This is a genomic window from Kribbella sindirgiensis (assembly GCF_004331435.1).
Classification (GTDB): domain Bacteria; phylum Actinomycetota; class Actinomycetes; order Propionibacteriales; family Kribbellaceae; genus Kribbella; species Kribbella sindirgiensis.
Genome location: NZ_SJKA01000021.1, coordinates 47,078 through 73,434, shown reverse-complemented (window position 1 = coordinate 73,434; position 26,357 = coordinate 47,078). Strand labels below are relative to the sequence as shown.

General features: G+C 67.8%; 25 protein-coding genes. 6 read left to right on the top strand and 19 right to left on the bottom strand.

The genetic code is table 11. The annotated features are described in order from the left end of the window. Nucleotides 1–134 precede the first annotated feature (134 nt). Nucleotides 135–926, bottom strand: a complete 792-nt coding sequence (locus E0H50_RS36920; protein WP_131295703.1) for a class I SAM-dependent methyltransferase — start codon at nt 924–926, stop codon at nt 135–137. A 63-nt stretch (nt 927–989) separates the two neighbouring features. Between E0H50_RS36920 and E0H50_RS36915 the strand changes: the two genes are divergently transcribed. After that, complete coding sequence (locus E0H50_RS36915) at nt 990–1,718, top strand: SAM-dependent methyltransferase (protein WP_238151611.1); 729 nt, start codon at nt 990–992, stop codon at nt 1,716–1,718. A 20-nt stretch (nt 1,719–1,738) separates the two neighbouring features. Continuing rightward, nucleotides 1,739–2,161, top strand: coding sequence for a hypothetical protein (locus tag E0H50_RS36910; protein WP_131295701.1), 423 nt, complete (start codon nt 1,739–1,741; stop codon nt 2,159–2,161). A gap of 31 nt (nt 2,162–2,192) precedes the next feature. Here the strand turns inward: E0H50_RS36910 and E0H50_RS36905 are convergent, their stop codons facing one another. The 16 genes from E0H50_RS36905 to E0H50_RS36830 all read right to left on the bottom strand — a co-directional run bounded on the left by E0H50_RS36905 (nt 2,193) and on the right by E0H50_RS36830 (nt 20,501). Next, nucleotides 2,193–2,681: a class E sortase gene (locus tag E0H50_RS36905; RefSeq protein WP_131295790.1), complete on the bottom strand. Its 489-nt coding sequence runs from the start codon at nt 2,679–2,681 to the stop codon at nt 2,193–2,195. A gap of 534 nt (nt 2,682–3,215) precedes the next feature. After that, on the bottom strand, nt 3,216–3,968 hold the full coding sequence (locus E0H50_RS36900; protein WP_131295699.1) for an aminoglycoside 3'-phosphotransferase: 753 nt from the start codon (nt 3,966–3,968) through the stop codon (nt 3,216–3,218). Next, the gene (locus E0H50_RS36895) at nt 3,949–5,415 is read right to left on the bottom strand and encodes an arylsulfatase (protein WP_131295697.1); all 1,467 of its coding nucleotides are present in this window, start codon (nt 5,413–5,415) and stop codon (nt 3,949–3,951) included. Before E0H50_RS36895 ends, E0H50_RS36900 begins: the two co-directional genes overlap by 20 nt. Next, nucleotides 5,412–6,404, bottom strand: coding sequence for a LacI family DNA-binding transcriptional regulator (locus E0H50_RS36890; protein ID WP_202868497.1), 993 nt, complete (start codon nt 6,402–6,404; stop codon nt 5,412–5,414). Before E0H50_RS36890 ends, E0H50_RS36895 begins: the two co-directional genes overlap by 4 nt. A 28-nt stretch (nt 6,405–6,432) precedes the next feature. Then, nucleotides 6,433–7,308, bottom strand: coding sequence for a carbohydrate ABC transporter permease (locus tag E0H50_RS36885; protein WP_131295696.1), 876 nt, complete (start codon nt 7,306–7,308; stop codon nt 6,433–6,435). Beyond that, nucleotides 7,305–8,264, bottom strand: coding sequence for an ABC transporter permease (locus tag E0H50_RS36880; protein ID WP_238151610.1), 960 nt, complete (start codon nt 8,262–8,264; stop codon nt 7,305–7,307). The genes E0H50_RS36885 and E0H50_RS36880 overlap by 4 nt, the downstream gene beginning before the upstream one ends. Nucleotides 8,265–8,267: 3 nt before the next feature. Then, nucleotides 8,268–9,890, bottom strand: a complete 1,623-nt coding sequence (locus tag E0H50_RS36875; protein ID WP_131295694.1) for a type 2 periplasmic-binding domain-containing protein — start codon at nt 9,888–9,890, stop codon at nt 8,268–8,270. Between the two features lie 166 nt (nt 9,891–10,056). Beyond that, entirely contained in the window at nt 10,057–10,905 is an 849-nt protein-coding gene (locus tag E0H50_RS36870) for a DUF11 domain-containing protein (protein WP_131295692.1), read from the bottom strand. A 192-nt stretch (nt 10,906–11,097) separates the two neighbouring features. Next, nucleotides 11,098–13,626, bottom strand: a complete 2,529-nt coding sequence (locus tag E0H50_RS36865; protein WP_131295690.1) for an ATP-binding protein — start codon at nt 13,624–13,626, stop codon at nt 11,098–11,100. A 38-nt stretch (nt 13,627–13,664) separates the two neighbouring features. Further along, a complete protein-coding gene (locus E0H50_RS36860; RefSeq protein ID WP_131295688.1) occupies nt 13,665–14,663 on the bottom strand; it encodes a LacI family DNA-binding transcriptional regulator in 999 nt (332 codons plus the stop codon). Between the two features lie 13 nt (nt 14,664–14,676). After that, nucleotides 14,677–15,495, bottom strand: a complete 819-nt coding sequence (locus E0H50_RS36855; protein WP_131295686.1) for a carbohydrate ABC transporter permease — start codon at nt 15,493–15,495, stop codon at nt 14,677–14,679. After that, nucleotides 15,492–16,388 carry a carbohydrate ABC transporter permease gene (locus E0H50_RS36850; RefSeq protein WP_131295685.1) on the bottom strand — a complete coding sequence of 299 codons (897 nt, stop codon included), beginning with the start codon at nt 16,386–16,388 and terminating at the stop codon, nt 15,492–15,494. The genes E0H50_RS36855 and E0H50_RS36850 overlap by 4 nt, the downstream gene beginning before the upstream one ends. Next, nucleotides 16,385–17,644 (bottom strand): extracellular solute-binding protein, encoded by a 1,260-nt coding sequence (locus E0H50_RS36845; RefSeq protein WP_131295683.1) that lies wholly within the window; start codon nt 17,642–17,644, stop codon nt 16,385–16,387. Before E0H50_RS36845 ends, E0H50_RS36850 begins: the two co-directional genes overlap by 4 nt. Further along, a complete protein-coding gene (locus tag E0H50_RS36840; protein WP_131295681.1) occupies nt 17,641–19,107 on the bottom strand; it encodes a sulfatase-like hydrolase/transferase in 1,467 nt (488 codons plus the stop codon). Before E0H50_RS36840 ends, E0H50_RS36845 begins: the two co-directional genes overlap by 4 nt. A gap of 118 nt (nt 19,108–19,225) precedes the next feature. Then, nucleotides 19,226–19,864, bottom strand: coding sequence for an aspartate/glutamate racemase family protein (locus tag E0H50_RS36835; RefSeq protein ID WP_131295680.1), 639 nt, complete (start codon nt 19,862–19,864; stop codon nt 19,226–19,228). A 307-nt stretch (nt 19,865–20,171) separates the two neighbouring features. Then, complete coding sequence (locus E0H50_RS36830; protein ID WP_131295678.1) at nt 20,172–20,501, bottom strand: cupin domain-containing protein; 330 nt, start codon at nt 20,499–20,501, stop codon at nt 20,172–20,174. Nucleotides 20,502–20,640: 139 nt separating this feature from the next. Here E0H50_RS36830 and E0H50_RS36825 point away from each other — a divergent pair, with 139 nt between their 5' ends. After that, on the top strand, nt 20,641–20,949 hold the full coding sequence (locus E0H50_RS36825) for a hypothetical protein (RefSeq protein ID WP_131295676.1): 309 nt from the start codon (nt 20,641–20,643) through the stop codon (nt 20,947–20,949). A gap of 199 nt (nt 20,950–21,148) precedes the next feature. Here E0H50_RS36825 and E0H50_RS44325 read toward each other — a convergent pair whose 3' ends face one another. After that, on the bottom strand, nt 21,149–21,763 hold the full coding sequence (locus E0H50_RS44325; protein WP_131295674.1) for a TetR/AcrR family transcriptional regulator: 615 nt from the start codon (nt 21,761–21,763) through the stop codon (nt 21,149–21,151). Between E0H50_RS44325 and E0H50_RS36815 the strand changes: the two genes are divergently transcribed. After that, nucleotides 21,657–22,544: a dienelactone hydrolase family protein gene (locus E0H50_RS36815; RefSeq protein ID WP_337590392.1), complete on the top strand. Its 888-nt coding sequence runs from the start codon at nt 21,657–21,659 to the stop codon at nt 22,542–22,544. The two genes, E0H50_RS44325 and E0H50_RS36815, sit on opposite strands and share 107 nt — an antisense overlap. Before the next feature lie 354 nt (nt 22,545–22,898). Next, on the top strand, nt 22,899–23,714 hold the full coding sequence (locus E0H50_RS36810) for a slipin family protein (RefSeq protein WP_131295672.1): 816 nt from the start codon (nt 22,899–22,901) through the stop codon (nt 23,712–23,714). A gap of 83 nt (nt 23,715–23,797) precedes the next feature. Here E0H50_RS36810 and E0H50_RS36805 read toward each other — a convergent pair whose 3' ends face one another. After that, nucleotides 23,798–24,478, bottom strand: a complete 681-nt coding sequence (locus E0H50_RS36805; protein ID WP_202868496.1) for a GntR family transcriptional regulator — start codon at nt 24,476–24,478, stop codon at nt 23,798–23,800. 158 nt (nt 24,479–24,636) lie between these two features. On the opposite strand from E0H50_RS36805, the gene E0H50_RS36800 reads away from it, so the two are divergent. Further along, nucleotides 24,637–26,355 carry a GH39 family glycosyl hydrolase gene (locus E0H50_RS36800; RefSeq protein WP_131295671.1) on the top strand — a complete coding sequence of 573 codons (1,719 nt, stop codon included), beginning with the start codon at nt 24,637–24,639 and terminating at the stop codon, nt 26,353–26,355. Nucleotides 26,356–26,357 lie beyond the last annotated feature (2 nt).

Genomic DNA, 26,357 nt, shown 5'->3' with positions numbered 1-26,357 from the left:
CCCACCCGATGCATCAGAAGGGCCGGTACACCCCCAAGTGCCGGCCGCCGGCTGATATTACGGCCTGGACCGCCATCCGGTGAACCGGATTGCACCTATTGACATCATTCCGCGACCGCCGCCACGGAACGCAGTCAGCCGACTACCCTGCCGTGGGCGAGGAAGTGCGGGCTGGCGGCCCGGAGGTTCGGGTCGGATTCGACCTGGCGGGCGAGGAGGACGGCGGCGGGGAGCAGGGTTTCTATGCGGTCGGGGGCGGCGTTCTCGAGGATGTTGCTGGCGGGGCCTTCGATGCCGAGGACCTCGACGCCGGTGAGGCCGGCGGTGGTGAGTTCGGTGGCGAGTTCGGCGGCGTGGTGGAAGTAGGCGACAGTGAAGCCACTGGAGCCGTCGATACTGCCGGACGCGAAGGCGTCGAGGAACAGGTGCAGATTCTCCTCGGTGAGCGTGCCGTTGCTGCCGGCCTCGAGCAGGCCGCCGTACCGGTTGATGCCCGCGGCGGCCACCACGCCGCCGGGCCGCGTCACCCGTACCGCCTCGGCCAACGCCCGCGCGCGATCCGCCGCGTCGACCAGGTGGTAGAGCGGACCGAGCAGGAGGGTCACGTCCACGCTCGCGTCGGCCTGCCGGAGCTCCCGCGCGTCGCCTTCCTCGGCCGCGAAGGTCCCGATCGTCGCCGCCTGCTGCACGTGCTCCGGAACCGGGTCGATCAGCGTGACCCGATGCCCGTCCGCCGCGAGCCAGCGCGCGTGAACACCCGTCGCGCCACCGACGTCCAGTACGACGGACGCGGGCGGCAGCCAGCGCCGCAGCAACTCCTGGGTACGCAGGAGTTCGAGCCGACCGTGCCCGTGGACGACCAGCCGATCGTCCTCGACGTACCGGTCGCGATAGTAGGAGCGAATCACCGGATCAAGTTGAGTCATCCATCCACTCTGCCCGCCGAAAATGCCGGGCACATCCCGTTTTGATCTCGCTACCCTGTGCCGGTGGCAGACCTGAAGCACGACGGCTACCCGCGGTCCAACGGGTACGACGCGGACTGGCTGCTGGCCCGCGACATGGGCCCGAATCCGCTGTGGTTGCTGGAGGATCTCGCCCGCGACCTCGACCTGCGACCGGGGATGCGCGTGCTCGACCTCGGCTCCGGCAAGGGCGCGACCGCCGTCTTCCTCGCGAAGGAGTACGGCGTTCAGGTCTGGGCCGCCGACCTGTGGGTGGACCCAACGGACGCCGCCGCGCACATCGATCGCGACGACGTCGTGACGCTGAAGGCGGAGGCGCACACGCTGCCGTTCGCGCAGGGGTTCTTCGACGCGATCGTCTGCGTCGACGCCTACGAGTACTTCGGTACCGCGGACAACTACCTGTCCTACATCACGTCGTTCCTCAAGCCCGGCGGGCAGCTCGGCGTCGCGACACCGGCGATGACCCGGGAGGTCCGCGAGCTCGGCCATATTCCGGAGCACATCAAGAAGCTGGTCGGCTGGGAGGCGCTCGCCTGGCACACCGCGGACTGGTGGCGGTTCCAGTGGGAGATCACCGAGCTCGTCGACGTCACCGCCGCGCGCCTGCAGGAGAACGGCTGGGCCGACTGGGTCAAGTGGTCCCACGCGGTCTCGGAGTACCGCGGCGAACGCGATGACGCCCTCGACATGCTCGAGGCCGACAACGGCCAATACCTGACCTTCGCCATCCTCGCCGCCCGCAAGCGCTGACCGCCTGGCATGCTGGGGGCATGAGCTGGGCTGTTTATGCGATGCGTGGGCCAGGAGGCGTACGGCGCCTCGACGACATTCCGGTCGACTACGAGCCGCCGGCGGTCGGTCTGGCGACCGACGTGGTGGCCAAGGTCCGGGAAGTGGTGCCGGACGTGGACACGAGCAAACCGTCCTGGCTGGCGTTGCGAAGTCCGGAGTACGACGTCGAGATGACGATCGGCAAGGGCGTCGAGGTCCGCGACATCACCTTCTACCTGAACGACGGCCCGCGGTCGATCCCGATCGTGATGGAGATCAGCCGCCAGCTCGGCGTCACGCCGTACGACACCGAGTCCGGTGACTTCCTCACCGAGGAGTCCCGGCCCCCGGTCCCGCCGCCGATGACGGCCGACGAGATCAAGATGAACAAGCCGAAGTGGTGGAAGTTCGGCCGTAAGTAGGTGTCCGCGAGGCCGGGAAACTCACCGGGGGTCAGCGGGTCGCGACCAGGGTGCCGATCTTGTTGATCCGGTGTTCGGGGTTGCCGAGCTCGTCGTGCCAGTAGTTGCCGGCCGCGTGGTCCTCAGGGGTCGCGCAGGTGGAGATGGTGAGCATCGGCTGGGTCGGCTTCGCACCGGGGCTGCCCGGTACGGCGGCGTTCTGCTGCGCCTTCTCGGCGGGCTTGCGGAACGAGATCGTCATCGTCCGGGTGATCACGTAGTCGTACACCGTGCTGCCGACTCTGATCAGGACGTGGTCGCCGTTCCTCAGCTCCGGCGCTCGCTCCAGCGGTCGTCCGTGGCTGACGCGGTGGCCGGTCACGATGAAGTTCCCGATCTCGCCGGGGCCGACCCCGCCGGCTCGGCCGCGGGGGCTGGCGGCGATGCCGCGGTCCTGGATCCGGGTGCCCGGGCGGTCGTCGGCGGTGCCGGTGTAGGCGACGACCCGCAGGTTGCGTACGCCGATCGCGGGGATCGACATACTCACAGGCCCCGACACGGTGGGTGCCGGACTGGGCGTGGTGCGGGTGGGCGTCGGGGCCGGCGTGGGCGAGGGGGTCGTGGCGGGACCTGCCGGTGAGCTGGGCGTGACGGTTGGTGTGGTTGGCGTGACGGTCGGGGTGGTTGGCGGCAGGGTCGAGTTACCGGACGGAGCCGTGTCGCTGCATCCGGCCAGCACCGCCAACACGACAAGGGCGCCCACCAGCCTCACCCCTCAACGCTAACCACTTCCCACCGAAAACCCTCCGAAAGTCCCGCGCCGCCCACACCTCGGCGGACACCGGCGCGCGTCTCCGCGCAGAACGTCCCCTCCCCGGCTGCATTTGCCTGGTCCACCCACCAGCTCAGGGGTTCCACACCCACTTCCACGGTGTAGAACCCCTCATTTGCCTGGCAGACCAGGCAAATTCATGGGTCAGCCAGGCAAATGGGGGTGGGTGCTGCCCGAGCTGTGTGCGGGTGAGGTGCGGGTCGAGAGGCGTGTCCAGAGTGAGGACGCGCTCGACTCTCAGGGTCAGCCCCAGGTGAGTGGGTCGAGGAGGCGGAAGAAGTGCAGGCGGCGCGGGTCCGGGTCCGGTACGCCGTACGCCTCGTGGAACGGCGCCGGGTCGGCGGACCACTCGTCGTGGAGCTGGATCGTGGCGAGGGCGAGGTCGGTGTACCGGTCGGCGACGCCGAGGCGTCCGAGGTCGATGAGGCCGGTGACCTCTAGGGTCTCGGGGTCGAAGAAGATGTTCGGCAGGCAGGCGTCGCCGTGACAGACGACCGGTTCCAGGACGCTCTCGACATAGGGGCGCTCGGCAACCACCTGGTCGAGCAGCTCGGTCGGGTGCAGCCGGCGCCATTCGTCGGTCAGGTACGCCGGGTTCACGGCACCACGCCGTACGACGTCGGTCGCCTTCGCGATCACGTCGGCCAGCGGCCGCTCGAACGGGCAGTCGGTCAGCGAATGCAACTCACGAAGAACCACGCCGAGGCTCCGCATAGCACGCTCGTACGACGCCGGCGGAAGCGTGTCGCCGGGAACACCTGGCACCGCGGAAGTCACCAGACAAGCACCATCCGAGGACAACTCGATCCAGTCCACAACCGTTGCCCCGGGCAAGCCTGTTCCGGTGAGCCAGGTGATGCGGTCGCGTTCGGCGGTCAGGTCGGCGACGCCTGAGGGGCCGCAGCACTTGGCGAAGAGGTTGCCTCGGTGGTAGACGGACGTGTCGGACTCGCCGATGTCGACCGGCTCCCAGTCGTCAGCCGGCGGCGCGTGCAACGCGTTCCCTGGTGTGCTCGAGGATCGCGGTCACCGGACGCCCGGTCACCAGATTGCCGTCGGCAACGAAACCTTCCGCACGCCCGGTCAGGTCCTGGATCAGCCGCGACCGCCACAACTCCCGCAGCTCGGGCTCCGTCTTCACCAGATTCCGCAACTCCCCCGGATCCTCGACGAGATCGAACAACTGCTCCACTCCGAGCGCAGAACCCCAGACGTACTTGATCTTCCCGTCCGTCACCCACTGGATCGACTGCCCGAAATGCAGATGCTCACCGTGCAACCACTCCCGCACCGGCACCGGCTCCCCGCGCAGGAACGGCGCCAGCGACACCCCGTCCACCGACGACGGAATCGGCACCCCGGCCAGATCGAGCAACGTCGGCATCACGTCCCGCAGCTCGACCACCTGGTCCACAACGCCACCGCGCACCGAAGGGGCCGAAGCCCGGTCCGCGACAAGGAGGGGCACCCGCGCGGACCCTTCGTACGGCACCGACTTCCGGAACATCCGGTGGTCGCCCATCATCTCGCCGTGGTCGGACGTGAACGCGATGATCGTGTCGTCGTACACCCCGAAGTCGACCAGCGCCTCACGGATCCGGTTGAGCTGCAGGTCGATCTGCGCCATCAGCCCGTAGTACCCGGCCCGCGCGCGATGCACGACGCGATCCGGCAGGTCCCCGATCGCCGCCTGATAGTCCCCGTCCTGCCGGAACTCGTCCCAGTCGTCCTCCCAGTCACCCAGCGTCCGGGAGTACGGCGGCAGCGCGTCGTACCGGTCGTACGCCCACGCCGGCGGATCGTACGGCGGATGCGGCCGATGGAACGACAGGTACAGGAAGAACGGCTTCGTCGGATCCCGCCGGTACAGCCAGTCGATCGTCTGCGTGCCGATCCAGTGCGTCGGGTGCAACTCTTCCGCCTTGTCCCACGGACGGGCGACGACCGAGTTGCAGTTCACCCCGTGGTCGAAGTACTCCGCGTCCGGCGACACACCCGGCTGTCGTCGCAGCCAGGGCACGTAGTCGTCGAAGAAGCCGAACTGCTGCCGGTGGGTACGCCGCGAGTGGTGCAGGAACCCGTCGTGCAGGATCACGTCGTCGAACCCGAGCCGGGCCCGCTCCGGCCACACGTGCATCTTCCCGATCGCCTGCGTGTGGTACCCGGCGCGCCGGAACTCGCCCTGCACCGTCACCGGATGCGCGGCGTCGAACGGTACGCCGTCGGTGTACCCGACGCGCCCGTGCCGCTCCTGCGACTGCCCGGTGAACAGCGCCACCCGGGCCGGCACGCATGTCGGCGTCGCGGAGTACCCGCGGCTGAACCGCACCCCGTTCCGCGCCAGCTCGTCCAGATGCGGAGTCTCGACGTACGGGTGGCCGGCGCACGACATCGCATCGCCCCGCCACTCGTCGACACAGATCAGTACGACGTTCGGCCTCAAGAAGACTCCCGGACGATCAGTTGCCAGGGGAAGTCGAACACCTCACCGGGTGCGCCTTCCCGGTCGGTCAATCTGCTCACGATGATCCGGGCGAGCGCCTCGTTGAACCCGACCGGGCCGACGGTGGACAGCGACGGGTCGAGATGCTCGCCCTCGGGCGTGTTGCCGACGCCGACGATCGCCAGATCGCCCGGTACGTCGATCCGCAACCGGTGCGCCGCCCGGACAGCGGCGATCGCGGCGAAGTCGGTGGTGCAGTACAGCGCGGTGGGCCGATCCGGCTTGGACAGCAGCGCCATCGCGGCCCGGTACGCGCCTTCGGGGTGCTGCTCGAAAACCTCGATCTGGTCACTGCTGATCGGCTTTCCGGCTGCGCGCAACGTGTTCACGTACGCGTCGAAGCGGGCGAACCCCTTGGTCCGGGAGGTGAGTGCGCCGACGCGGTCGTGGTGCTCCAGCAGGTGCTCGACCGCGAGGTGGCAGCGCGGCTCGGCGCCCGACCGGATCACGTCGAAGCCCTGCGGTTCCAGGGTTTCGCTGAACGCCACGATCTGCACGCCCTGCGCCGCGAACGCCTCCAGTTCGGCGATCTGCTCCGGGTCCGGTGTGATGCTGTCGATGAAGATCACGTCCGGTGTCCGATTGGACAGCACGGTCCGCCAGTCCCCGTCCGCGACGATCAGCGCGGTCTTCCCCAGCGGCGACACCGCCGTACTGACCGTGGCCGCGACGGCCTGCGACCACGGGTCCGCGAGCACGTTCAGCGACAGCAGCACGAGATCGGACTTGCCGGTCCGGATCGCGCGGGCCGCGTCGTTGCGCCGATACCCCAGGCGCGACGCGGCCTCGCGGACCCGGTCCGCGGTCGAGTCCTTGATCGTGTGGCTGCGGTGCCGTCCGGACAGCACGTAGGACACGGTTGCGACGGAGACGCCGGCCTCCTTCGCCACCATCCGCAGTGTCGGCCGCTCAGCCAAAGGTGAGGACATATATCGATTCTTGCAGATCAGGCACGGCCTAACCTTTGACGGCGCCGGTGATGACGCCCTTGGTGAAGTGCCGTTGGAGGAACGGGTACACCATGGCGATCGGGACCAGAGCGACCACGACGACGGCCATCTGCAGGGACTGGGGTTGCGGCGGCGGATGGACGCCGAGCTGGTCGGCGGACAGGGACTTGCCCTGCAGGACGTAGGTCCGCAGGATCACCTGGACCGGCCACTTCGACGTGTCGTTCAGGTACAGCAGCGCGTTGAAGAACGCGTTCCAGAACCCGACCGCGTAGAACAGCCCGACGACCGCGATCACCGCCTTCGACAACGGCATGATGATCCGGCGCAGGATGGTGAAGTCGCTGGCGCCGTCGATCCGGGCGCTCTCCAGCAACTCGCCCGGCACGTTCATGAAGAACGTCCGCAGCACCACGAAGTTGAAGGCGCCCAGCGCGCCCGGCAGGATCAGCGACCACAGGCTGTCGAGCAGCCCGAGCTGCTTCACCACCAGGAACATCGGGATGATGCCCGGCGCGAACAGCAACGTGAACAGCACCATCAGCAGCACCGGCCGCCCGAACAGCACCGGCCGCGACGTCGCGTACGCCAGCGCGATGGTGACCGCGAGCGCGATCGCCGTACCGACCAGCGTCACGAACACGCTGACCAGGATCGCTCGGCCCATCAGCCCGCCGGAGAAGAGCGTCTGGTACGCCTTGAACGTCGGATGCGACGGCCACAGCACGTACCCGCCCGCGTCGATGATGTCCTCGTCACTGGCCAGCGACGTCGAGATCACGACCAGGATCGGGATGACGATGGCGAGCGCGAAGCCGCCCAGCACGACTGCTTTGATCGCCTGGTACCCAGGAGAAGGGTTCTCCTTCCAGACCGGTCTCATGAGGCCCCTCGTTTCTGGAAGATCCCCGGCTCGCCCAGGCGATGGGCGAGGGAGTTGGCGCCCCACAGCAGCAGAGCACCGACCACGCCCTTGGCCAGTCCGGCGGCGGCGCCACTACTCCAGTCACCACCGACAACACCCGCGTAGTACGTGAACGTGTCCAGTACTTCGGCCGCGCCCGAGCCGACCGAATCGCGTTGCAGGATGAACTGCTCGAACCCGACGCTGAGGATGTCGCCGATCCGCAGGATCAGCAGCAGCACGATGACGGTCCGCAGCGACGGCAGCGTGATGTGCCACAACCGCCGCCACCGGCCCGCTCCGTCCGCCGCGGCGGCCTCGTACAACGACACGTCGACCGTGGTCAGTGCCGCGAGGAAGATGATCATCGCCCAGCCGGCGTCCTTCCAGATCAGCTGCGCGACGACGAGCAGCGGGAAGGTGTCCGGGTTGGTCATGAACGGGATCGGGTCCAGACCCGCCTGCCGGAGGAGGTTGTTGACGAACCCGGCACCGCCCAGCGACTGCTGGAACAGCGTCACGACCAGCACCCAGGACAGGAAGTGCGGCAGGTACGCGATCGTCTGGAACCAGCGCCGAAAACGGTTGCTGACCAGCGAGTCGACGATCAGCGCCAGCCCGATCGGCACCGGGAAGAACAGCAGCAACTGGACGCCGGCCAGCACCAGCGTGTTCCGCAACGCGTCCCAGAAGTCCGGGTTGGCGTACAGGTTGACGAAGTTCTGCAGGCCGTTCCACTCGCTGTGCATGATGCCGAGGAACGGCTGGAAATCCTGGAAAGCGACGACGTTTCCGAGCACCGGCAGGTAGAAGAACACCAGCAGGAAGACGACGCCGGGGATCATCAGCAGCACCATCTGCCAGTCCCGGCGCCACTTCGCCTTCAGCGGCAGGCCGTTCCTGGCCTGCCGCTTCTCCGAGTTGGCCTTCAGCATCGATCAGGACCCGGTCACCGGAACGCTCGACGGCAGGACGGCCGCGAACTCGCCGCGCATCTTGTCACCGCCGCCGGACTTCCAGCGCTTGAGCGCCGCGTCGTACGCGTCCATCTTCTGCCGGCCCGTGACGATGTCGACGATCGTGTCCCGGAACGCCGCGGTCAGCTTCGGACCGACCTTGCTCGACGTGTCGGAGTACGTGCCCGCGGTCGGGTTGCGCATCGCGAACTTTAGCAGCTTCTGCTCGGTCTCGTAGATCTTGCGCGTGTCGTCCGGGTTCGCCGGGTTGAAGATCACGCTCTCCGGAGAGTTCATGATCTGCAGCGCACTGACCAGACCGGGCGCCTGCTGCTGACCGGCCTTCGTCAGCACCGGGTTCTTCTGCGCGTCGAGCTGGTACTGCTGCCCCTCGACGCCGAAGTTCTTGACCAGGTACTCCTTGGTGCCGAACGGCGCCGACAGGTAGTCCATCAAGGCGAGCAGCTCGCGGATCCGGCCCTCGTCGGTCTTCTTGAACGGCGTGAACCCGACGGTGCCGTAGCCCATGTCGTAGACCGGCTTCGCCTTGCCGTCGTGGCCGAACGGGATCATCGTGTCCACGAACAGCGTCGGGTCCAGGGTCCGGAAGTCGGCGGTCGCACGCGGGCCGACGACGACCTGCGCGGCGATCTGGCCGTTCACGGTCTTCGGCGTGGCGTCGGCCAGGTTGAGGTCCGGGTAGAACACCTTCGCGGCCCAGAGCTTGGCGGCGTACTCGACGGCGGCCTTGTAGTTGTCGGTCTCGTAGAGGTGCGTCAGCGACCGGTCCTGGTTCACACGCCAGCCGTTCGGGGCACCGAACCACTCGCCGAACATGTGCAGCATGTTGATGATCGCCGGCTCGAGCGCGTAGTTCGTACCGTTGGTGAGCTCCTTGCACTTGGCGAAGAACTCGTCCGCGGTGGTGCACTGCAGACCGCCGACCTTCGCCCAGGTCTTCGGGTTGCCCATCATCACCTGGCCGAACGGCGTGGACGGGATCGGAGCGCCCCAGATCTTCCCGTTCACCACGGCGGTCCGCCAGGAGGCCGGCTTCAGCGCGGCCAGGTTCGGGTACTCCAGGACGGCGTCGCCGGACAGGTACTTGGTCAGGTCCTGGAACTTCGCCTCGAGCATCGGTCCGACGTTCGGGATGCCCTGGTTCGGCGGCAGCCACATCAGGTCCGGCAGCGAGTCGCTGGCCAGCAGCGTCGCGAACTTCTCCGGGTAGCCCGGGTCGGTGCCGATGGTCAGCCGGAGCTCACCGCCGAGCGCGGAGTTCAGCGCCTGCCACATCGGGTTGCTGCCCATCGGCGGCGGCGGCGTCGCGAACGTCTCGGTCAGCGCGGTGACCGCGCTCTTCAGCGGCGGCGCCTTCACGCTCGAGACCGCGTCCGCCGGGAACTTCAGGAACCCGGGCTCGAGGCCGGACTCGGCCCCCGGGAAGTCCGGGTGCAGACCCTCGAACGGCTTGTACGTCGGCAGCGTGAGCTCGCCCGACGCCTTCGCGCCCCCTCCGCCCGCCCCGCCGTCGCCACAGGCCGCCAGCGTGGAGGTGGCAATCGCCGCACCGGTCACCTGCAGGAACCGTCGCCGACTGATCATAGTTGCTCCAAGTTTCGAAGAAGTGCTCACTAACACTCACTTAAACGTTAACCCGGACCGTAAACCTGACCCACCCCTCGATGCAAGGCGTAGACACAAAAGAACCAGCGGCCGCGGGGACTCGAGAACCCGCGGCCGCCGGCCGTCGTACTACCTCAGTGTGTTGTCAGCAGCGCACAAGCAGCCCGGTGACGGCCGTGCAGGAGCGCGTCGCCTTGTCGTTCGTCGCCACCGGGTCGTTCGGCGAACTCGCCGTCCGCTGTGCAGTAGCCGTCAGCGTGCCGGCCGTGAGCATCCCGGTGTTCACCGTGAGCGTCCGGGTCACGCTGGCGCCATTGGCCAGCGAGGCGATGTCGCAGTTCACCGTCCGCGTGGTGCCGACCCGGGTACAGGTCGACGCGTAGTACGCCGTCGCCGCCGGACCGGTCGCGACGACGCGTACGTCGGTCGCCGGATCCGGACCGTTGTTCTTCACCGTGATCGTGTACGTGATCCGCGCCGTCGTCACCATCTTCACCGCCGCGGTCATCGTCACCGCAACGTCCGCCGGCTGCTGCACGATCGTGAGCGCCGGTCCGTCGAAGACGTCGAACGCGTAGTTCTCTCCGATGAACTGGTGCTGCAGCGTGATCGTTCCGAGCGGAGCATCCGCCTTGACCCGGAGCGTGAAGACGACCGTGCGGGACTCACCCGGCGGAACGTCCGCGACCCCGCCACGAACACTGGTGCCGAGCGTGTCACAGGCGAACGCCCCCGGACACGACACCAACTCCACCATGGCCGGCAGCGACGTCTCCTTGGCGTACAGCCCGGCCTTCCCGCCGGTGATCGTGAAGTCCCGATCGTTGTACACGGTCTGTGTGATCGTGAACGTCTGCCCACGAGCGACCGACGTCGTGTTCACTTCGATCGCACTGGTCGGTGGTACGGCATCGGCGGTCACCGGAACCGCCGCCAAAGTCGCGCCGACGATTGCAGTCCCCAGCGCAGCACGAATCAACTTCCAGGCATGCATGACGTGCCCCCCTTGTTCCTTCCATGAACCCCAGCCCCCAACTGCCCCCACAGCTCCGCCGACGGCGGTGCAAGCAGTATGTAGTTGCCACTGTTCGTGGTCAACCGTTTGAAGTCTGTACTCAACCTTTCGTCATGACTGTTGGAGATCTTGCTGCGGCGAGCGTCGCGACGGCGCGGGGCCGGCGTACGGTCAGAGTGCCAAGCGGTCGAGCAGCTCCTCGACGCGCTCCGTCCTCCCCGCCTGCCGGTGACGTTCCCAGTCCTCGCCGGACAGCGTGTCGCCGACGAGTTCGAGGGCTTCCGCGAGTTCCTCGTCCAGATGGGGGTTGGGGATCTCGAGCCGTTCCCCCATCGCCTCCTCCGCCCCGAACAGGTGCGCGGCGCGAACGGGATCCCCGCGGCGCAGCAGAATGTTCATCACCGTGTTCGAGAACGCCATCGTGAGCGTCGGGCTGCCGATCGCCAGCACGGTAGGAACCAGCCCACGGGCCAGCTCGCCGGCCTCGTCGAGCCGGCCGGCGAGGGTCAGCAGGTAGGCGAGGTTCTGCCCCACGATGGCGAGCTCGTACGCGTCCCCGTGCGACTCGGTGATCCTCAGCGACTCCCGGAGCAGCTTCTCCGCGTGCTCGAAGTTGCCGAGCTCCTCCTCGATCCCGCCCAGGTGGTTGAGCACGCGGGCCAACCGCCACTCGTCGTCCAAGGACCGGAGCCGCTCGACGGCCTCGGTCAGCGTCGCCCGCGCCGCAGGTGCGTTCCCTCGCTGGCCTTGCATCGAGCCGAGCACGGTCATTCCGTAGGCGATGCCGGCCGGATCGCCGAGCTCCCGGGCCATCTCGACACTGCGGGCCGCCACCTCTTCGGCGTGCTCCGCCTCCCCCTGGATGAACAGGACGTTGCTGAATCCGCGCAGACACGCGGCCAGCTCCGGCGAGCACGTCGTACCGGCGGCGGCGACGATCTGCTCGTGCCAGGCGCGGCTCTCGGCCAGGTAGCCGCCGACGATCCAGACCCAGGCCAGGGCCGAACACAGCCGGAGAGCGGTCGGTAGGTCGTGGGCGGTCGCCCAGCCGAGAGCGGTGCGGAAGTTGTCCAGGTCGATCTCGGCGCGATCGACCGGCAGGTCGGACGTGGTCTTCTTGGTGTCCTCGATCATCTCGGCAAGGTCGGCGTAGTAGCCGGCGTGGCGGCCGCGGACGGCGGCGTCCTCGTCCGTGGCGTGCAGCTCGTCAGCGGCGTACCGGCGGATGGTCTCCAGCAGCCGGACGCGGGTGCCGTCGGGTCCGTCGAACACCGTGATCAGGTTGGCGTCGTGCAACTCGGCGAGCGCGTCGAGCGGGTCGATGCCCGTGGCAACCTTCTCGACGGCGGCCAGGTCGGCGCCGCCCGCGAAGACCGCAAGACACCGGAACGTACGGCGGTGCTCGGGACCGAGGAGCTCGTACGACCACGCGATCGTGTCCCGCAGCGTTCGCTGGCGTTCCGGGGTCACCGTACTGGTCGACGCGATGTCGAGCGACTGGTCGATCCGGGCCAGCAGTTCCTTGACGCTGAGCAGCCGGATCCGCGGCGCGCACAACTCGATCGCCAGCGGCAGTCCGTCCAGCCGCCGGCAGATCGCGACCACGTCAGCGGTGTTCTCGTCGGTCAGCGCGAACGCCGGCCGGACGGCCTGGGCGCGCTGGACGAAGAGTTCCACGGCGGCATCCGCGATCGGGAGCGGCAGCACCGGGTGCTGGTACTCGCCGGTGAGGCCGAGCGCTCGCCTGGAGGTCGCGACGAGCTTCACGTGCGGCGCGCCTTCGAGGATCTCGGCGACGACCTTGCCGGCGTCCGCGAGCTGCTCGAGGTTGTCGAGGACGAGTAGCAGGGTCCGCTGCGCGAGGTAGGCGACGATCCGGCCGCGCTCCCGCGGCGGGATGTCGAGGGCCTCGGCGATCGTCGTCCACAGCACCGGCGCGGACGTGACGGCCGCGAGCGGAACGAAGTACACCCCGCCCGGGAACTTCGAGGTCAGCTCCGCGGCGACGCCGATCGCCAGGCGGGTCTTGCCCGCCCCGCCCGGTCCGGTCAGCGTGACGAGCCGTACGTCGGGCCGCTCGAGCAGACCGGTGACGCGGCCGAGATCCGGTGCGCGCCCGAGCAGCGGCGTCGCGGGCGAGGGCAGGCTCGTCGACGTGCCGACAGTGCGTGGTGGCGGGAAGTCGGCCTTCAACCCGTCGACGATGACCTGGAGCAGGTGCTCGGGTTCCGGGATGTCCTTGAGGTGGTGCGTCCCGAGATCGCGCAGCGTGACCCCGTCGGGCAGATGCGTCAGCTGGCCGGTGACGGCCGACACCACGATCTGCCCACCGTGGGCGCTGGCCCCGATCCGCGCCGCGAGATGGACGTCCATGCCCCAGTAGTCGTCGTCGAACACACCCGGCGTACCGGTGTGGATCCCCATCCGCACCCGCAGCCGCTCGTCGTCCGGCCATCGATGCGCTGCCAGCCGGCGCTGCCCGTCGACGGCCGCCCGGACCGCCTCGCCGGCCGTCCCGAACACCACGAAGAAGCTGTCGCCCTCGGTCCCCATCTCGGTCCCGCCGTACGCCGTCCAGACCGCCCGCAGGATCCGCCGGTGATCTTCCAGCGCCTCCAGGTAACGGTCCCCCAACCGGCGCAGCAGCTGCGTCGACCCTTCGATGTCCGAGAACAGCATCGCCACCATTCCCCCACCCATGCCGCCAGTCTGGGATGCGTACGGGTGATGCGCCAGTGTCAGCCGATGCCGGTCGTGCTCTCGCGGACGACGAGGCTGAAGGGGGCCTGCAGTCGCTGGGGTTCGCTTTGTGGGCGCTGGTCGCGGAGGGCCTGCAGCGCCAGGCGGGCGATCGCGACCCGATCGGGCGCGACGGTGGTGAGCGTCGGGAGGGTGGCGAGGTCGTACGGAATGTCGTCGAAACCGACCACGGCCACGTCCTGCGGCACCCGCAGGCCGCGCAGGACCAGCGCGCGGATCGCGCCCATCGCCAGCCAGTCGGTGGCCGCGAAGACCGCGTCCGGCGCCGGGTTCCCCGAGTCCAGCCAGTCACCGAGAGTGCGCTCGGCGTCCTGGCCGCGGAGGCCGCCGGTCGCGAGCACGATGTCCTCGTCCACCGGTAGGCCGGCCGCGACGAGGGCGTCGCGGTACCCGTTGATCCGCTCGTCGTCCATCCGCGGCCCGGGCGCCAGCGCCATCACGTGGCGCCGGCCGAGTTCGAGCAGATGCTCGGTCGCGACCTTGCCGGCCTCCCGGTTGTCGATCCCGACGTGATCGGCGTGGTGCTCCGTGCCGGCCTTCTCACCCAGCAGGACCAGCGGCAGCGCCGGATCGCGGTTCCGCACGTCCTCCGCGGTGAGCCCGAGCGGGCTCATCACGATGCCGTCGAGGCGGGCCGGATGCCGCTCGGTGAGCAGCGCCAGCTCGGCCTCGCGGCGGCCGCCGGTCTGGTGGAACTGCACGATCCACCCGAACGCCTCGGCCTCGTCTAGCATCCGGGCCGCGAGCGAGGCGAAGTACGGGCGGTCGAGCTGCGGTACGGCGAGCGCGATCACCCCGCTGCGTCCCTGGGCCAGGTTGCGGGCCGCGATGTTCGGCCGGTACCCGAGCTTGTCGATCGCGGCCAGCACCCGCTGCCGGGTCTCCTCGCGGACGTGCTCGGCGCCGTTGACGACGTTCGACACCGTCTTCATCGACACCCCGGCCGCCTCGGCGACATCGGTCAGGCGCGGCCTCATGGATGGCAGGATCTCATTTGAGGCCGGTGTGGGCCATTCCGGCCAGGATGCGGCGCTGGAAGACCACGAACACCACCACGACCGGCACCAGCGTGACAACGCTCATCGCGAACAGCGCGCCCCACTCCGAGCTGCCGGTCGCGTCCAGGAAGCCGCGCAGGGCCACCGGCACCGTCAGCCGGGTTCTGGTCGACAGGTAGATCAGCTGGCTGAAGAAGTTGTTCCAGGTCCAGATGAACGAGAAGATCGCCGTCGTCACCAGCGCCGGCGACAGCAGCGGCAGGATGATCCGCCGGTAGATGCCCCACGCCCCGCAGCCGTCGATCCGGGCCGCGTCGTCCAGCTCGACCGGGATCGAGCGGATGAACTGCACCATCAGGAACACGAAGAACGCGTCCGTGGCCAGGAAACTCGGCACGATCATCGGCCAGAACGTGTCGATCCAGTTCAGCTTCCGGAAAATCGAGTACTGCGCGATCAGGGTCACGTGACCAGGCAGCATGATCGTCGCCAGCATCAGCGCGAACAACGTTTTCCGGCCCACGAAGGTGAGCCGCGCGAACGCGTAGGCGGTCAGCGAGCAGGTCAGCAGGTTGCCGATCACCACCGCCGCGCAGATGATCAGTGAGTTCATCAGGTAGATGCCGAAGCTGGTCCCGGTAGACGACCAGCCGAGCGCGTAGTTCGCGAGCGTCGGGTGCTCCGGGATCAGGCCGGGATGCCGGAAGATCTCGGTGTTCGGCCGCAGCGACGCGGTGATCATCCAGAGCAGCGGGTAGAGCATGATCAGCGCGCCCGCGGTCAGGCCGGCGTGGGCCAGTACGCGTCTCATCGACGTACCCCTTCGTCTCCGTAGAACACCCAGGTGCGGCCGAGGACGAAGTTCAGTCCGGTGAAGACCGCGATGATCAGCAGCAGTACCCAGGCCATCGCGGCGGCGTACCCCATCCGGAAGTTCCCGAAGGCCTGCTGGTACAGGTACAGCGTGTAGAACAGCGTCGAGTCCGACGGGCCGCCCTTGCCGCCGCTGATCACGAACGCCGGTGTGAACGCCTGGAACGCGCCGATGATCTGCAGCACCAGGTTGAAGAACACCACCGGCGACAGCAGCGGCAGCGTCACCCGCCAGAATCGTTGCCATCGGCCCGCACCGTCCACCTCGGCGGCTTCGAGCACCTCGTCGGGGATCTGCCGGAGGCCGGCCAGGAAGATCACCATCGGGGCGCCGAACTGCCAGACCCGGAGCAGGATCAGGGTCCACAACGCCGTACCCGGCTCGGAGATCCAACCGCGGCCATGGATGCCGAACAGGCCGAGGACGTCGTTCAGCAGACCGTCGCTGCCGAAGATCTGCTGCCACAGCAGGGCGATCGCGACACTTCCGCCGAGCAGGCTCGGGACGTAGTACAGCGCTCGGTAGACGGCGAGACCTTTGAGCCCTCGGTTCAGGAGTACGGCGACGGCGAGCGCGAACGCCATCTCGAGCGGGACCGAGACGCCGACATAGATGAACGTGACCTTGAGCGACTGCAGGTATCGCGAGTCCTGGAAGAGCGCCGTGTAGTTGTGCAGACCGGTCCACTCGGGGGTGTTCAGCAGCGCGTAGTCGGTGAACGAGTAGTAGAGCGACAGCAGCATCGGGCCGATCGTCAGCCCGACGATGCCGACGAACCAGGGCAGCAGAAACAGGTACGCCGGAACGCTCTGCCGAAGTCGGCCGATCACTGTCCCAGAGTCTTTCCGGCCATTTCCGTGAACTCCTGGGCGCCCGCGGCCGGGTTGCTCTTGCCGAGGCCGATGTTCTCCGCGATCCGGCCGAACCCGGTCAGCAGCTCGCCGTACCCCTTCGGCCACGGTTTCGGCGACGGACCGACCTTGCCGGCCAGGTCCTCGACGTACTTGATCGCCCGCGCACCGGCCGACCCCGCGTCCGCGGACACCAGGTCCCGCGCCTTCTTCGACGGCGGTACGCCGAGCAGGATGCCGATCGCCTTGATCGCCTTCTCGTCGTTCAGCAGGAACCCGATCAGTTTCGCCGCGTCCTCGGGGTGTTTGCTGGCGGCCGAGACGCACCACAGGTCGAGGCCCTTGACGAACTGACCGCTCAGATCTCCGGCCTTGCCCTGCGGGACGGGGAGCACGGCCAGCGGGCTCTTCACCAGCGGCTGGTAGAACGTGACCTGCTGGACCCAGCCGAACTGCAGCGGAGACTTTCCGGTGGCGATCAGCGACTTCTCGATCGCCGTCGTCTCACCGCTGACATTCTGCGGCGGCGCGGCCTTCGCGGTCCGCAGGTCGGCCCAGTACTGGAACCATTCCTGGACGGTGTCCTTGGTGGTGAGCAGTTTTCCGCCGTCGTCGGAAAACATTTCCGTGCCGTGCTGACGCGCGTACACCTCGAACAGCTGGAAGTTTCCGGCCTGATCGCTCGACCCGAACGAGCCCGGTACCGACCCCGCGTAGTCGCGGGCGAACTCGGCGAACTTCTCCCAGGTCCAACCCGCCGCCGGCACGGTCCCGCCGGCCTTCTTGATCGCGCCCTCGTCGACGTACATCGAGTAGCTGATCGAGCTCTGGCCGATCCCATAGTCCTTGCCGTCGGCAACACCGCTGGCGGCGACGTCCTTGTCCAGACCCGACGTGTCGATCCCCAGCGAACCAAGGTCCTTCAGCGCACTCCGGCCCGCGTAGTCGCTGAAGTAGCTCATCGACATCCGCAGGACGTCGGGGGCGTTGTTACCCGAGGTCTGGGTGGCGAGCTTGTCCCAGTAGTCGTCGAAGGGAGCGCTTTCCGCGGTGTACTCCGCGCCGCCGCTCGACTTCCACGCGTCGAGGGCCTTGTTCAGCGCCTTGGTCACCGGATCCGGGCCGTACCAGGAAACGCGCATCGGACCGGACTTGCCGGAGCAGCCAGGGACAGTGATCGCCGCGGCGGTGGCGGCGCCGAGACCCAGCAGGGTCCGGCGGCTGAGAGTGGTCATGTTGGTTCTCCTTGGGAGGCCCAGCGCCAGTTGTGGGGCAGGCGGAGCGGGGTGTAGTTGCCGTTCGGGAGGTCGTCGGTCAGCCGTGCCTGCCAGCGGGCGAGCTGGTGCAGGAGGCGGGCCCGGACGGCCACATGGGCGTCGTCGTCGAAGAGGTTGCCGAGCTCGGCGGGATCCTGCGCCAGGTCGTACAGCTCACCGGGCAGGTCGGCATGGACGATCAGCTTCCAGTCGCCGCTGCGGAGCATTCGTGCGGCGCCGGATTGCGTGACGGTGTTCAACTCGTCGAAGGTCGGGCCGTCGTACCCGAAATGCAGCGGTGGCCGGGCGGTCACGTCGTACGCGCGACCGCCGTACCCGTGCTCGGCGATGATGCTGCCGAACTCCTCCTCGGGTGCATCCTCGCCGTGGGTGAGCGGGAGCAGGCTGCGGCCCTGGACGCCGTCGGGGATCGGTTGGCCGACGGCCTCGCAGATGGTGGGCAGGACGTCGACGATCGAGACCGGTTCGTCACGCTGCTGCGGGTGTACGCCGTCGCCGGTGATGATCAGCGGGATCCGCATCAGGAACTCGGACAGGCCGGCGCCTTTGCGCTGCAGGCCGTACTCACCGACGTAGTCACCGTGATCGGCCAGGACGATCGTCAGGCGCGGCCGGGTGCGTCGGGCGAGTCCCTCGTGCAGGCGGGCGATCTGGTCGTCGAGGAGGTTGAGCATGCCGAGATAGTTGGCGGCGTACCGGCGCCAGTTGTCGTCGTACCCGGGTCGCTTCTCCTCCTGGAGCTTGCGCAGCCAGGCGTAGCTGCCACCTTTGGTTTTTGTTGCATCCGGCCCCGTGGTGCGGTCGGGAACGTCTTCGGGGCCGACCAGGTCGAAGTAGGGCTGCGGGACCTGGTACGGGTTGTGGGGTTCGGGATAGGAGACCCAGAACAGGCCCGGCCGGCCGGGGTCGGCCTCGTCGATCGCCTGCAGTGCGTCGGTGGTGATCCGGTAGGGCAGCTGGTTCTGTACGTCGAACGGGGTCGGCTCGTCGGAGACGCCGTGGTCCAGGTGCTCGAGCCAGGTGTCGAAAGCGTTTTCCTCGGCGTTCCGCTCGGGTCCGTGGGTGTGGAAGTACGGACCGGCGTAGGTGTCGAAGTCCTGCGCGTCGCGGTGCATGTGCGGCTTCCCCGCGAAGTGCAGTTGGTAGCCGGCGGCCCGCAGTACGTCGACCAGGTCCTGGGCGAACCGTGCGTGCTGGGCGTTGCTGTTCTGCCGGACCTGATGGGCGCTCGGGAACCGCCCGGTGAGCAGACTGGTCCGCGCCGGAACGCAGGCCGGCGCGGCCGTGTACGCGTTCCGGAAATCCGTTCCGCGGTCCGCCAGGCTGTCGACGAACGGCATGGTGTCCACCGGATACCCGCTCCGCCGGGTCAGTCCCACCCGCTGCTGATCGGTCATCACGATGACGATGTCGGGACGCATCTACCTGCTCTCCGCTCGATTTACAGCGCTGTAATGCAGCGCTGTAAACCATGCCGCAGGCGTCCGCCGACGTCAAGAGCGGGTGCGGTAGGTCAGCTGAGCTACGGCCCGGCGGGCGTCAGGTCAGCTGTTCGGCCAGGCGGCGGATGCCGCGTTCGGGGCTGGTGAGGACCGGGACGGCGAGGTCGAGCCCCTCGGCCGCCGACGCCATCGACGCCTGCGCGAGCACGACCACGTCACCGTCCGCCGCCTTGATGGCCTCGGCCACCAGCGAGTCGTGACGAGCCCGGTCCCCCGCAACCGCCGCCTCGAACGCACCCGCTACGACAACCTCATCGATCTGCACATCGCGCCCCTGAAGCCCGGCCCGCTCCCGCAGCAGAGCGGCCGTCGGCCGCACAGTCGTGGGCAGCGTCGCAATGACACTGACCCGATCACCCACCCGAACAGCCTCGTCCGCCATCGCCTCGTCGACCCGGTACACCGGCACGCCAAGCCGATCAGCCAGCGGCCCGGCGTACTGCGAGATCGACGAGCACGTGAACATCACCGCCTCGGCGCCGGCCGCGACCGCGGCACCACCAAGATCAGCGAGCCGCCGCGCGACCTGCTCAGCCGCGGCACCGCACCCCAGATCAGCGACGATCTTGTCGTCGAGCAGGTTCTGCACCTCCACGCCAGGCAGATGCTCGGCCGCGAGCGTCGCGAACGTCGGAATGACGACAGCCCCGGTATGAAGAAAGGCGATACGGACCATCTGGCCGCTCCTCACAGGTCAATCGCGCCGCATGTCAGCGCCAACCTTGGCACGTCGCCGACAGTGAGCGCAATCGTTTGCATACAGTCTGAGACGTCCCCGGCCGCCCCGCCTGCGCGGCCGACCGGAACGACTGCCCTGTCCGGGGATCACGCCGAGTCGTGGCGTTTGGTTGGCCCCGGGAGCCGCGAGTCGTGGATCACGGCTGCGTTCGGTCGCCGAAATCCACGACTCGAGGAACCGGCGGCGGTTCGACAGGTAGAGCACCGGCGAGACGCTGTCTTGTTCGGGATTGCCCGCGTCGGGCTCAGTGCAGGGCTACTGATAGCAGCAGAACAGACGCAGCACGGGCGTGTACGTCGTGACGCTGTGGGGGCACCGCCACGAGATCTCCCGCCCGCAACTCGACCTCGACGTCACCTGCCCGCAGCAGCACGTTTCCGTGCAGGCACATCAGCGAGGCATCTCCAGGGCTCTGATGTTCGCCAAGTGTCTGCCCGGCATCCAGCGCGATCAGCGTCTGCCGCAACCGTGCCCCGGGCCGGCTGTACAACGTCGTCGCACTCCGCCCGCTGTCGTTCTCCCCAGCCAGCTCCAGGTGTACAGCCGCCAACTCCTCGACCCGCAAGACCTCCATCAGCCGATGGTCGCACCCGGCCGCCAAAGACTCCACCCCCGCGGGCCCGTCGTACGACTGTGGTCTGAGGTGTGGTCAGGGCGGTGTTCCGGTTTGTCCCTGATGTGATGGATCGCGGTAAGTCGATAGTTTCGAGGACGTGATGACGTTCGAGATCAGGATCGAAGGCTTCGCCGGCACCGACGAGGCCCTGGCGATGCAGGAGCCGGCCGCGCGCGCGTTGTGCCCGGTCGCCGAACACAACGGCCCGTGCGAAGTTCCGTGGGCCTTCACCCTGGCCGACAACCACGACCTAGTACTCGGCATCTACACGACCCGACAAAGGGCCGCCGAGCTAACAGCCGGCGTACAACAAGCCACCGGCCACCCCACCGCCCTCACAGAAGCCACCCCGGGCCACTTCGACGACCTCGCCGAGCAGTACCGCATCGAACATCCCTCGACCTAGCGCACTGGGGCGCCAGAGGAGGGCGGCTCGGGAGGAATTGCGGAGGTGGTGTTCCTCGCGCATTGCGGTGAGGAAGTGGGTGGTGAGGTTGGTTCGGGGTTGCTGAGCCGCGTGGGACCGTCAACACACCGCGACCTCCTTCTTGTAATCATTGCAAGAAGCGTCCGCACACTAGCACCGGCCGTTGCCGCCCGCAATGTCAGTCGGGTTCGACCAGGAGGCCGCGGGCGAAGGCATCCGTTGCCGCCCGGAGCAGGCGCTTCAACTGCCGCGGGGTGCGCTGCAGGCGGTCCTGCCGCCAGCCCAGGCTGATGATCCCGTTCCACGAGGACCACAGCACTATCGCCATCTCCTGGGCGTTGACCTTGCGGATCGTGCCGGCCTTGATACCGCGCTTGATCGCGTCGACCATCCGCCGGTTCTGTTCGTCCACCGAGTCCGCCAACCGGTCCGCGAGCTCCTGCCCCGCGGCATAGCTCCCCGGCTCCGCGGGAAACGCCAGCATCCGGAAATACTCAGGATTGGCCAGATAGAAGGCGAGATACTCGTCCGCCGCGGCGTACAACTGCTCGACCGGCGCGCGGCCCTCGACGTACGCGAGATCCATGAACTGCCGATCCACGACAACCGCCCGCTCCACCAAAGCGGCGTACAGCCCGGCCTTCGACCCGAAATGGTTGTAAACGGACCCAACCGCAACACCAGCGGTGGCAGCGATCTCTTCAACCGTAACGTCAGCCACAGCCCGAGCCGCGAACAAATCTTCCGCAGCACCCAACAACGCGTCAATCGTCCGCTGCGCCCGTGGATCCACCCCTGCACCCTTCCCAGAACCTGCCGGCCAGGAGACCCAACCCTACTTTCTGCAACCGCTGCACGACACCGCGGCCGGTAGCCACAGCTTTTCGGGGACGACGCATCCGACCTTCCGCAAGGGAACCGGACCCGCTGTGATCGTGATCCACGAGATCCCGGGCATCACCCCCGGAGTCCTCGCGTTCGCGGAGGAGGTGGTCGCACGCGGCTTCACGGTCGTGATGCCGTCGCTCTTCGGCCGACCTGGCGCCGCGGCGACAGTGGGAGAATCGGTCCGCAGCATCGCCCAGATCTGCGTCAGTCGGGAGTTCAGCATGTTCGCACTCCAGCGAACGACCCCGGTGGCCGGCTGGCTGAGGTCCCTGGCTCGTGACCTGCACGCCGAACTCGGAGGTCCCGGCGTCGGCGCCGTCGGCATGTGTATGACCGGCGGCTTCGCGCTCGCGATGCTCGCCGACGCTCCGATCGCCGCACCGGTACTCGCCCAGCCGGCCTCACCGGCGCCTGTCGGCAGAGCGCGGAAGGCCGACCTCGGACTCAGCCCCGCTGATCTCGCCTCAGTCAAGGCGAAGGTGGCGGCCGGATGCCGGGTGCTCGGCCTGCGTTACGCCGGAGACCCGGCGGTCGGAGACCGTTTCGACACCTTGCGCCGTGAGCTCGGTGACAAGTTCGTCGCGGTCGAATTCCCCGGCCGCAAACACTCGACCCTGACCGAGCACCGTCAGCAGGAAGCAGTAGACCGCGTGCTGTCCTTCTTCGACCAGCAACTCAAGCCGTAGGTCAGAAGCGCAGAATGCGGCCGGACGGCGTCCGTAGATCGACCGTCAACGGACGGCGTGGTCGTTGCGGGCGCTGGACCCTCACCTGTGTGCGCTTCATGACCGGCCCCTCTCCGAGCCCGTGGCTTCGGCGATCCCTCAGCCGGACGATGCCTTTGATCTTGTCGCTCTCGACCTGACTGCTACCAGGTCCGGAAGACCCCGATCTCCAGGGCCGAACCTCCTGCTTCCGGCGATCGGCCGCTCCCTCGCAAGGGGTCTGTCGGCTCTGCCGTCCCGGGCCCGGCCGACGAACGCTGATGTAGAGGCTGATCGAAGCATCCGCGGGCACGGCCCGTCAGGAGAGGACCAAAGATGACCATCGTGGCAATCACCGTCGCCGTTGTGCTGCTCGTGTTGCTGTCCTGCGTCCGCATCGTCACGCAGTACGAGAAAGGCGTCCTGTTCCGGCTCGGCCGGCTGAAGGCGGTACGCGAGCCCGGCCTGCGGCTGATCATCCCGTTCGTCGACGTACTGCGGAGAGTCTCACTGCGGGTCGTCACCCGGCCGATCCAGTCCCAGGGCATCATCACCAAGGACAACGTCAGCGTCGACATCTCCGCCGTCGCGTACTACAAGATCGTCGACGCCGCGAAGTCCGTGCTCGCGATCGAGAACGTGGCCGCCGCGATCGACCAGATCGCCCAGACGACCCTGCGCGGTGTCGTCGGCAGGCACACACTGGACGAGACACTCTCCGAGACCGAGGTCATCAACGCCAACATCCGCGAGATCCTCGACGAGACCACCACCGAATGGGGCGTCCTGGTCACGCTGGTACAGCTGAAGGACATCCAGCTACCCGACACCATGAAGCGCGCGATGGCCCGCCAGGCCGAGGCCGAGCGGGAGAAGCGCGCCAAGATCATCGCCGCGGAAGGCGAGGCCCTGGCGGCCGCGTCGCTCGGGCAGGCGTCCGACACGATGATGGCGCACCCACTGGCGCTGCAGCTGCGCAACCTGCAGACCCTGGTCGAGATCGGCGTCGACAAGAACTCGACGGTTGTCTTCCCGGCGCCGCTGATGAGCACCATTGGCGAGCTCGGGACCTTCCTGAACCGCGAGTCCGCGGCCGCCGCCCGTCCTGCACCGCGGTCCGTGGCCGAAAGCGTCAACGGATCACCGGCCTGATCTCGTCGACGGAGCCGGCCCGCTGGCGGTTCGAGGTCGCAGGCGCCTGAACGCGTTGCTCAGATCCGGCTGATTGTCGAACGTCAGCGGTCCGGCAGGTTGAGTCGCTTCAGCCGCTCGTACGCCCCGAGGATGTGCTTGTCGATCCCGTCCTGCGCGGCTTGCGGGTCACCGAGGGCCAGCGCGTCCCGCAGCTCCTTGTGCTCGCTGTAGCCGACCTCCAGGAAATCCGGGAAACTCGCGTTCCGGGCTCGCAGGAAAACCGTCACCTGCCCGCGGATGGACTCCCACACCCGCTGCACCCGGCCGTGGTCGCAGTACGCGTAGATGATGTCGTGGAACTGCAGGTCCAGCCGGACGGCGTCCTCCGGATCGATCTTGGTGTCGACGCTCTTCATCTGCTCCAGGACCGCGTCCATCTCGGCGAATCCCGCGTCCTGCATCCGGGTGCACGCGCGGCCGGCAGCGAGTCTCTCGATCGCGCCACGGAGGGTGTGCACCTCCTCGACGTCGGTCCTGGTCAGCGTGCTGACGAAGGCCCCGCGGTGCCGCCGGAGCTCGACGTGCCCCTCTTCCTCGAGCCGGGCCAGTGCCTGCCGGATCGGCCCGCGGCTGACCTTGAGCGCGTCGGCCAGCTCGGTCTCCTTGAGATGCTGGCCCGGCTGGAACCGCCCGCCCGTGATCATCTCCCGGAGCACGTCGGTGACCAGATCACCGAGAGCGCGCTGCGACGGCAGCGGGGACACGACATCGTCGGGGATCAAGCCGACCACCTCCTCAGGCCAGTTACCGCCAGTATCCGATGCACTCTAACCCCTCCCAGGCGTCACTGTAGATTGTAAACAGTTACCCATTGACAGTAAACGAAGTGCCGAGCAGACTCGGGAACCTCCCCCTCAGGCAGAGAGAGGTCATAACGCCGATGACCACCGACACACCGGTTCACACTGGACGCAGGGCACTCGGGCCGTTTCCGCCGGCCGCTCCCCGGAAACCCGACGCACTGCACGTTTCCGCGGCCACGATCGAGGTCGACGCCGCCCAGACCGACGGTCCGTTGACGCGCATCTGGGAGAGCTTCGGGTACGACGAGTTCAACTGGACGTACACGCCCACCGGAAAACGCCTGCTGCAGACCTTCGCCGACTTCTCCGGCGCCGGGTACTTCGTCCGGCCGCACTACATGTACTGCTCCGGCAGCGGATTCGGCATCCCGCACTGGAGTTCCGGCAACGTCTACCACGAGGACGCCGACGGCAACCCGTACTACGACTTCACGCTGCTGGACCAGGCGTACGACGCGATCGTCGGCGCCGGACACCACCTACTCGTGGAGCTGGGCTTCACGCCGCGCGACCTGCTGCCACCCGAGGCCGCCGAGCTGACCGTCGTACCGAGTCCGACTGCCTACACGAGCTACGAGGCCGGTGCCTGGGGATATCCGCCCAAGGACTACGCCAAGTGGGCAGGCCTGATCAGCGCCACGGTGCAGCACTGCATCGACCGGTACGGCGAGGCGGAGGTGAAGACCTGGCTCTGGGAGCTGTGGAACGAGCCGGACATCGACTACTGGCGCGGCACACTCGACCAGTACAACGAGCTCTACACGGCGACGGTCCAGGCGATCCGCGGCGTGCTGCCCGAGGCCAAGGTCGGCGGACCGGCGGTCACCAGTGGCGGAATCGGTTTTCTGCAAGGTTTCCTGGACTACACCTCGCGCCGCGACGAGCCGCTGGACTTCATCTCGTACCACACCAAGGGCTGCCACTTCCCGACCCGCGACTACCGCCCGTTCGCCGAGCCGGCGGCCGAGCAGCTCAGTCCGTCGTCCACGAAGATGCTGTACGACCTGCGCGAGTTCAACCGCCTGATCGGGTCGTACGACGCGTACGCCGACCTGCCGGTGATCGTCGACGAGTGCGACGCGGCGGTGCCGGCACATTTCGGCCGCTACGACAACCGCAACTACAGCTTCCAGAACACCGAGTACTACCCGGTCTTCCAGGCGAAGCTGATGAAGAAGATCCTCGACCTGAACGCCACCGAGCCGGCCCTGGTCGCCTACGCCACCTCGTGGAGCTTCTACTTCGAGGCCGAACGCTACTTCGAAGGCACTCGGTCCTTCCTCACGGCAGGTGGTGTCGAAAAACCGTTCCTCAACGCCTATCGGATGCTGTCGCTGCTCGGCCGGGACCGGCTGCGGACGACGTCGGACGCGGCGTGGCAGGTCGGCGAACTCGAGGGCACCGACGGCAGCAGCATGCCTGAGGAAGTCGACGCCCTCGCGTCGCGTTCGGAGGACGGGAGCGTTGCCGTGCTGGTCTGGCGGCACATCGACGACCAGTACCAGACCAGCGAGGGCCTGACGCCGGTGACGGTGACCGTTCGCAACCTGCCGGCCGGTTCGTACCGGTTGCGGCACCTGCGCATCGACGCCGACCACAGCAATGCCTTCACTGTCTGGCAGCAGCTCGGCTCACCCCAAGACCCGACCGCCGAACAGCTGGCGACGATCAAGAGCCGGCAGGGTCTCGAGGAGTTCGAGCCGGAACGCAGTCTCACGGCGGACGGCGACGTCTCGCTCGAGGTCTCCCTTCCGTTGCCGTCGGCATCGTTGCTGATCCTCGAACCGAGCAGCTGATC

Coding starts and splice junctions, on each gene's coding strand:
- E0H50_RS36865 (WP_131295690.1), bottom strand. CDS start 13,626: ATGGGTGGGGGAATGGTGGCGATGCTGTTCTCGGACATCGAAGGGTCG.
- E0H50_RS36860 (WP_131295688.1), bottom strand. CDS start 14,663: ATGAGGCCGCGCCTGACCGATGTCGCCGAGGCGGCCGGGGTGTCGATG.
- E0H50_RS36910 (WP_131295701.1), top strand. CDS start 1,739: ATGAGCTGGGCTGTTTATGCGATGCGTGGGCCAGGAGGCGTACGGCGC.
- E0H50_RS36855 (WP_131295686.1), bottom strand. CDS start 15,495: ATGAGACGCGTACTGGCCCACGCCGGCCTGACCGCGGGCGCGCTGATC.
- E0H50_RS36875 (WP_131295694.1), bottom strand. CDS start 9,890: ATGATCAGTCGGCGACGGTTCCTGCAGGTGACCGGTGCGGCGATTGCC.
- E0H50_RS36920 (WP_131295703.1), bottom strand. CDS start 926: ATGACTCAACTTGATCCGGTGATTCGCTCCTACTATCGCGACCGGTAC.
- E0H50_RS36810 (WP_131295672.1), top strand. CDS start 22,899: ATGACCATCGTGGCAATCACCGTCGCCGTTGTGCTGCTCGTGTTGCTG.
- E0H50_RS36830 (WP_131295678.1), bottom strand. CDS start 20,501: ATGGAGGTCTTGCGGGTCGAGGAGTTGGCGGCTGTACACCTGGAGCTG.
- E0H50_RS36800 (WP_131295671.1), top strand. CDS start 24,637: ATGACCACCGACACACCGGTTCACACTGGACGCAGGGCACTCGGGCCG.
- E0H50_RS36905 (WP_131295790.1), bottom strand. CDS start 2,681: ATGTCGATCCCCGCGATCGGCGTACGCAACCTGCGGGTCGTCGCCTAC.
- E0H50_RS36835 (WP_131295680.1), bottom strand. CDS start 19,864: ATGGTCCGTATCGCCTTTCTTCATACCGGGGCTGTCGTCATTCCGACG.
- E0H50_RS36870 (WP_131295692.1), bottom strand. CDS start 10,905: ATGCATGCCTGGAAGTTGATTCGTGCTGCGCTGGGGACTGCAATCGTC.
- E0H50_RS36840 (WP_131295681.1), bottom strand. CDS start 19,107: ATGCGTCCCGACATCGTCATCGTGATGACCGATCAGCAGCGGGTGGGA.
- E0H50_RS36885 (WP_131295696.1), bottom strand. CDS start 7,308: ATGAGACCGGTCTGGAAGGAGAACCCTTCTCCTGGGTACCAGGCGATC.
- E0H50_RS36890 (WP_202868497.1), bottom strand. CDS start 6,404: ATGTCCTCACCTTTGGCTGAGCGGCCGACACTGCGGATGGTGGCGAAG.
- E0H50_RS36880 (WP_238151610.1), bottom strand. CDS start 8,264: ATGCTGAAGGCCAACTCGGAGAAGCGGCAGGCCAGGAACGGCCTGCCG.
- E0H50_RS36845 (WP_131295683.1), bottom strand. CDS start 17,644: ATGACCACTCTCAGCCGCCGGACCCTGCTGGGTCTCGGCGCCGCCACC.